Origin of the sequence: Streptomyces olindensis (assembly GCF_040645895.1) — a bacterium.
Lineage (GTDB): Bacteria > Actinomycetota > Actinomycetes > Streptomycetales > Streptomycetaceae > Streptomyces > Streptomyces olindensis.
This window is the reverse complement of sequence record NZ_JBEYZD010000155.1, coordinates 1-5,186: the sequence shown is the minus strand read 5'-3', so window position 1 is coordinate 5,186 and position 5,186 is coordinate 1. Positions and strand designations below refer to the sequence as shown.

The following is a 5,186-nucleotide window of genomic DNA, read 5'->3' as shown; positions in this document are numbered from 1 at the left end:
CGCACGGCCTCGTGGAAGCCGCAGCCGATCGCCTCGTCGGGCACACGGTCCGGCCCCGCCGGCATGAGGATGAACAGATCAGCGCGGGCCGTACTCCTCGGCCCACGCCTCCACCGAGTCGGCCGCCCGGTCGAAGGCCTCCGTGCGGCCCAGGAAGTCCGCGTTGTGCGTGGTCAGCAGCGGCGGCAGACCGTCCGCCGGCCGCCCCTGCCGCACGAGCAGCAGCGCCTGGCCCTGCACCGTCCGGGGCAGTCCCAGCCAGCGCACCGGCTGCTGCACCGTACGCACGGAGGTGACCTGCTCCCAGGAGGCCGTACGCGTCGCGAGGAAGCCCACGTGCCGCAGCCCCCGCGCGCTCACCCACACGCCCATGCGCAGCAGCCGCAGCGCAGCGGCGATGACGAGCAGCGCGAGACCGAAGACCAGGCCGGCGGAGGCCGGTTCGGCCGTCGCCGCGATGATGACGGCGGCGAAGAGCACGAACGAGGCGAGCAGCAGCGCCAGCGCCGCCACCCCCACCCGCCAGGGCCCGGGCCGGTACGGCCGCCGCCACCGGTCACGGTCGTCATAAGGGAGCGGAACGTCGTCCGCCGCCTCGAAAACGCGGTCGGCCGTCAGGAAGGGCAGGGGCACGGCTGGTCCTCACTCGATCCATGCGTGGGCTGTGCCCGGTGAGGCTACCGATCTGTGTCCCCGGTCACCACCGGTGGGGGGCCGGATGGAGTCACGGCCGGCCCGGTGCTGCTCAGCGCCTCTCGGACGCCTGGGACTGCTGAGGCTGGTCGGCCGAATGGTCGGGCGACAGCGCGGGCGTCCCGATGACCAGGGACCCCACGAGTCCCGCCACGATGGTGAGTCCCATGAGCCATCGGCCGGCCATCTGGCCGACGGACAGCCGCTCACGCGGTGGGGGAGTGACATTGCTGCGGAACCTGTCGGCCTCTGCGACGAAGGCGAACGGTACGGGTTCACGCCGACCGGACATCAGGGGTGCGTCTCCCTTCAGGGGTGGAACGGATCACTTTCATCTGTAGAGACGAGCGAACTCCCTCAGAGGTGCCCTGTTTCACCGACTTCATTGCGGCACGCCACCGATAGCACTGATTTCACCGGGCCGTAGAGTGGCGTCGCCACACGACGAGATGGGAAGGCCCTGCCAACCGTGACCGACACTCCCGCCGACGACACCAAGCCCAGCTACCGCAGCGACGTCACCGTCGAGCTGGTCAAGCACACCGCGTCCGACGCGGACGTCCTCTTCGCCGCCCGCGTCTCGACCCTCGGCGAGCAGTCGCTGGACGAGCTGAAGAAGGACCCCGAGCGCTCCAAGGGCCTGATCAACTACCTGATGCGGGACCGGCACGGCAGCCCCTTCGAGCACAACTCGATGACCTTCCTGATCAGCGCCCCGATCTTCGTCTTCCGCGAGTTCATGCGGCACCGCGTCGGCTGGTCGTACAACGAGGAGAGCGGCCGCTACCGCCAGCTCCAGCCGGTCTTCTACGTCCCCGACGAGTCCCGCAAGCTCGTCCAGGAGGGCCGCCCGGGCAAGTACGTCTTCGTGGAGGGCACCCAGGCCCAGCAGGAACTGGTCGGCCGTGTGATGGAGGACTCCTACCGGCAGTCCTACGAGGCCTACCAGGAGATGCTCGCCGCCGGCGTCGCCCGCGAGGTCGCCCGCGCCGTCCTCCCCGTCGGCCTGTACTCCTCGATGTACGCGACCTGCAACGCCCGCTCGCTGATGCACTTCCTCGGCCTGCGCACCCAGCACGAGCTGGCGAAGGTCCCGTCCTTCCCGCAGCGCGAGATCGAGATGGTCGGCGAGAAGATGGAGGCCGAGTGGGCCCGTCTCATGCCGCTCACGTACGCCGCCTTCAACGCGAACGGGCGCGTGGCGCCGTAACGCGCTCCCGTTCCCCGATCAGGTACAGATGTACGGTTCAGCCGCGCGAAGTGTCCGTATTGCGGCATTTGGAGAAGTTCATCTAGCCTGATCAAACGGGTCCGGCACTGCTTGAACCCCCGAGCAGGCAGTGCCGGGCTCCACCCTTGTCACGACTTGTCGCCTGCCCCGAGGGCAGACCCGGTCCTGAGCAACGAGTAGCGTGTAACCCATGGCTCCGACCTCGACTCCGCAGACCCCCTTCGGGCGGGTCCTCACCGCCATGGTCACGCCCTTCACGGCGGACGGCGCACTCGACCTCGACGGCGCGCAGCGGCTCGCCACCCACCTGGTGGACGCAGGCAACGACGGCCTGATCATCAACGGCACCACCGGCGAGTCGCCCACCACCAGCGATGCGGAGAAATCGGATCTCGTACGGGCGGTCCTGGAGGCCGTCGGCGACCGCGCCCACGTCGTGGCCGGGGTCGGCACCAACGACACCCACCACAGCATCGAACTCGCCCGCGCGGCGGAGCGCACCGGCGCACACGGCCTGCTCGTCGTGACGCCGTACTACAACAAGCCCCCGCAAGAGGGCCTCTACCGGCACTTCACGGCCGTCGCCGACGCCACCGGCCTGCCGGTCATGCTCTACGACATCCCCGGCCGCAGCGGCGTCCCGATCAACACCGAGACGCTCGTCCGCCTCGCCGAGCACCCGCGGATCGTCGCCAACAAGGACGCCAAGGGCGACCTCGGCCGCGCCAGCTGGGCCATCGCCCGCTCCGGCCTCGCCTGGTACTCCGGCGACGACATGCTGAACCTGCCGCTGCTCTCCGTCGGCGCGGTCGGCTTCGTCTCCGTCGTCGGCCACGTGGTCACCCCCGAGCTGCGCGCCCTGGTCGAGGCGTACACCTCGGGCGACGTCCAGAAGGCCACCGAGATCCACCAGAAGCTGCTCCCCGTCTACACGGGCATGTTCCGCACGCAGGGCGTGATGACCACCAAGGCGGCGCTCGCCCTCAAGGGCCTGCCCTCCGGACCCCTGCGCGCCCCCATGGTCGAGTGCGCGCCCGAGGAGATCGAGCAACTCAAGATCGATCTTGCCGCCGGCGGGGTACAGCTCTGACATCAGACTTCGCGCGAACCCCCGCGCATGTGCTTCACAACTGAATAAGCGGGCCACCGGTGCCCGCGCCACCCCACAACGACAACTGCTCATGCACGAACGTCACGCGCGCCACGTGCCCAACCGGTACGTGGCGCGCGTGGTGAGGAGAGTCTTTTGAGTCATCCGCATCCTGAACTCAGCCCGCCCCCGCCGCTCCCCGAAGGCGGCCTGCGGGTCACCCCGCTCGGCGGCCTCGGCGAGATCGGCCGGAACATGACGGTCTTCGAGTACGGCGGCCGCCTGCTGATCGTCGACTGCGGAGTGCTCTTCCCCGAGGAGGAGCAGCCCGGAATCGACCTGATCCTGCCGGACTTCTCGTCCATCAGGGACCGCCTCGACGACATCGAGGGCATCGTCCTCACCCATGGCCACGAGGACCACATCGGCGGCGTCCCCTTCCTCCTGCGCGAGAAGCCGGACATCCCGCTGATCGGCTCCAAGCTGACCCTCGCCCTCATCGAGGCCAAGCTGCAGGAGCACCGCATCCGCCCGTACACCCTGGAGGTGGCGGAGGGGCACCGCGAGCGCATCGGCCCGTTCGAATGCGAGTTCGTCGCGGTCAACCACTCCATCCCGGACGCGCTGGCCGTGGCCATCCGCACCCCCGCGGGCATGGTGGTCCACACCGGCGACTTCAAGATGGACCAGCTCCCGCTGGACAGCCGCCTCACCGACCTCCACGCATTCGCGCGCCTGAGCGAGGAGGGCATCGACCTCCTGCTCTCGGACTCGACGAACGCCGAGGTGCCGGGCTTCGTCCCGCCCGAGCGGGAGATCTCCAACGTCCTGCGCCAGGTCTTCGCGGGCGCCCGCAAGCGCATCATCGTCGCGAGCTTCGCCAGCCACGTGCACCGCATCCAGCAGATCCTGGACGCGGCGTACGAGTACGGCCGCCGGGTCGCCTTCGTCGGCCGCTCCATGGTCCGCAACATGGGCATCGCCCGGGACCTGGGCTACCTGAAGGTCCCGCCGGGCCTGGTCGTGGACGTCAAGACACTCGACGACCTCCCGGACAACGAGGTGGTCCTGGTCTGCACGGGTTCCCAGGGCGAACCGATGGCGGCCCTGTCCCGCATGGCCAACCGCGACCACCAGATCCGCATCGTCCAGGGCGATACGGTCATCCTGGCGTCGTCCCTGATCCCGGGCAACGAGAACGCGGTCTACCGCGTGATCAACGGCCTCACCCGCTGGGGCGCCAACGTGGTCCACAAGGGCAACGCCAAGGTCCACGTCTCCGGCCACGCCTCCGCGGGCGAGCTGCTGTACTTCTACAACATCTGCCGCCCGAAGAACCTGATGCCGGTCCACGGCGAATGGCGTCACCTGCGTGCCAACGCCGAGCTGGGCGCCCTCACGGGCGTCCCGCACGACCGCATCGTCATCGCCGAGGACGGCGTCGCCGTCGACCTGGTCGAGGGCAAGGCGAAGATCTCGGGCAAGGTCCAGGCGGGCTACGTCTACGTCGACGGCCTCTCCGTCGGAGACGTCGGCGAGCCGGCCCTCAAGGACCGCAAGATCCTCGGCGACGAGGGCATCATTTCGGTCTTCGTGGTCATCGACTCGTCCACGGGGAAGATCACCGGCGGCCCGCACGTCCAGGCCCGCGGCTCCGGCATCGAGGACTCCGCCTTCGGCGATGTGATCCCCCGGATCACCGAGGTACTCGAACGCTCCGCGCAGGACGGCGTGGTCGAACCCCACCAGATGCAGCAGCTGGTACGCCGCACGCTGGGCAAGTGGGTCTCGGACACGTACCGGCGCCGGCCGATGATCCTGCCTGTCGTGGTGGAGGTCTGACGGCCCGTCGGGTCTGAGCCAGTGCCAACTGGGAGCGGGGCGCCTCGATTTGCATCGAGGCGCCCCGCTCCAGTAGGTTTACAACTCCTCCCGACGGGGCACCCGGTCCAACTCAGGCACCGGGGACCGTGTCCGGCCGGGGCGGGAAATCCGACTGAGAAACCTCTGATAAAGTCGGATGCGCCGGAAAGGGAAACGCGGAAGCGGGAACCTGGAAAGCACCGAGGAAATCGGGTCGAGAAAAGATCTGATAGAGTCGGAAACGCAAGACCGAAGGGAAGCGCCCGGAGGAAAGCCCGAGAGGGTGAGTACAAAGGAAGCGACCGTTCC

5 protein-coding genes are annotated in these 5,186 nt (G+C 68.8%); 3 read left to right on the top strand and 2 right to left on the bottom strand.

The annotated features are described in order from the left end of the window. Positions 1-78: 78 nt before the first annotated feature. Together ABZ948_RS40715 and ABZ948_RS40710 are read right to left on the bottom strand one after the other, a co-directional pair. Positions 79-633 carry an SCO5741 family PH domain-containing membrane protein gene (locus tag ABZ948_RS40715; protein WP_359768174.1) on the bottom strand — a complete coding sequence of 185 codons (555 nt, stop codon included), beginning with the start codon at positions 631-633 and terminating at the stop codon, positions 79-81. Between the two features lie 112 nt (positions 634-745). After that, a complete protein-coding gene (locus ABZ948_RS40710; protein WP_359768173.1) occupies positions 746-985 on the bottom strand; it encodes a hypothetical protein in 240 nt (79 codons plus the stop codon). A 177-nt stretch (positions 986-1,162) separates the two neighbouring features. Here ABZ948_RS40710 and thyX point away from each other — a divergent pair, with 177 nt between their 5' ends. From thyX to ABZ948_RS40695, 3 genes are all read left to right on the top strand, one after another. Next, the gene (gene thyX, locus ABZ948_RS40705; protein ID WP_359768172.1) at positions 1,163-1,903 is read left to right on the top strand and encodes an FAD-dependent thymidylate synthase; all 741 of its coding nucleotides are present in this window, start codon (positions 1,163-1,165) and stop codon (positions 1,901-1,903) included. A 211-nt stretch (positions 1,904-2,114) separates the two neighbouring features. Then, a complete protein-coding gene (dapA, locus tag ABZ948_RS40700; RefSeq protein ID WP_359768171.1) occupies positions 2,115-3,014 on the top strand; it encodes a 4-hydroxy-tetrahydrodipicolinate synthase in 900 nt (299 codons plus the stop codon). Positions 3,015-3,170: 156 nt separating this feature from the next. Next, on the top strand, positions 3,171-4,856 hold the full coding sequence (locus tag ABZ948_RS40695) for a ribonuclease J (RefSeq protein WP_359768170.1): 1,686 nt from the start codon (positions 3,171-3,173) through the stop codon (positions 4,854-4,856). The last annotated feature ends 330 nt before the right edge of the window (positions 4,857-5,186 follow it).

What these genes read in the sequence shown, in the direction of transcription:
- ABZ948_RS40710 (WP_359768173.1), bottom strand. Translation starts at nt 985, where the DNA reads ATGTCCGGTCGGCGTGAACCCGTACCGTTCGCCTTCGTCGCAGAGGCC.
- dapA (WP_359768171.1), top strand. Translation starts at nt 2,115, where the DNA reads ATGGCTCCGACCTCGACTCCGCAGACCCCCTTCGGGCGGGTCCTCACC.